The sequence below is a fragment of the Streptomyces sp. NPDC001985 genome (genome assembly GCF_040296845.1).
Taxonomy (GTDB): domain Bacteria; phylum Actinomycetota; class Actinomycetes; order Streptomycetales; family Streptomycetaceae; genus Streptomyces.
Map to the genome: position 1 here is coordinate 1 of NZ_JBEOYB010000198.1, position 1,181 is coordinate 1,181.

Genomic DNA, 1,181 nt, shown 5'->3' on the forward strand with positions numbered 1-1,181 from the left:
ACCGCCACACCCTCGCCCGCGCCCTCGCCGACATCCCCCCCGCACACCCCCTCACCGCCGTCATCCACACAGCCGGAATCCTCGACGACAGCACCGTGGAGACACAGACTCCCGAGCGGGTGGCCCGGGTGACACGGCCCAAGGCGGAGGCGGCCTGGAACCTGCACGAACTGACCGCCGGGCTCGACCTCTCCGCGTTCGTCCTCTACTCGTCCGTCGCCGGACTCCTCGGCACCGCCGGCCAGGCCAACTACGCCGCCGGCAACACCTTCCTCGACGCCCTCGCCGCCCACCGCCACGCCCACGGACTCCCAGGACTCTCCCTCGCCTGGGGACTGTGGGACGGCGAGGAGGGCATGGGCGGGTCGCTCGACGCGGCGGGGCTGGCCCGGTGGGCCCGCACGGGCCTGCTGCCCCTGCCGGCCGCTCTCGCCCTGGAGCTGTTCGACGCCTCGCTCGCGGGCGGCTCCGCGCTCGCCGTCCCCGCGCTGCTCAACCGGGCGGCCATCGAGAGCGGTACGGCCGATCCGATGCTGCGGGGCCTCGCGCGGGCGCGGCGGATCGCGCGCCGTACCGCGACCCCGGCCGCCACGTCACCGGACGGCGCGGCCTCCCCCTGGGCGGAGCGGCTGTCCCGGCGGCCCGAGGACGAGCGGCTCGCCCTGGTGACCGAGGAGCTGCGCGCGCTGACGGCCTCGGTGCTCGGCCATCCCGACTCCACCGGTGTCGCCCCCGCCCGTGCCTTCAGCGAGATCGGTATGGACTCGCTGGCCGGTGTCGAGCTGCGCAACCGGGTGAGTGCGCTCACGGGGTTGCGGCTGCCCCCCACGGCCGTCTTCGACCATCCGTCGCCCGCCGCGCTGGCACGCCATGTGCTGGAGCGGATGTCGGGTGTGGTGGCGGGGCGCGGGGCCCCGCCGGCGGCGGCGGTGGTCACCGGGGACCCCGTGGTGATCGTGGGCATGGGATGCCGCTTCCCCGGCGGAATCACCTCCCCCGACGAACTGTGGCGCCTCGTCGCCGAGGGACGCGAAGGAATCAGCGGCTTCCCCACCAACCGGGGCTGGGACCTCACCGCCCTCTACCACCCCGACCCGGACACCCCCGGCACCTCCTACACCCGCCACGGCGGATTCCTCCACGACGCCGACCTCTTCGACCCCGCGTTCTTCGGCATGTCA

The 1,181-nt window shown here is 74.9% G+C and carries 1 protein-coding gene; it reads left to right on the forward strand.

Features of this window, described 5'->3' with window-relative positions; translation table 11 throughout:
* Window positions 1-1,181 (forward strand): beta-ketoacyl reductase (locus ABT122_RS33565; RefSeq protein ID WP_351559984.1); only part of this gene is annotated, 1,181 nt, incomplete at both ends.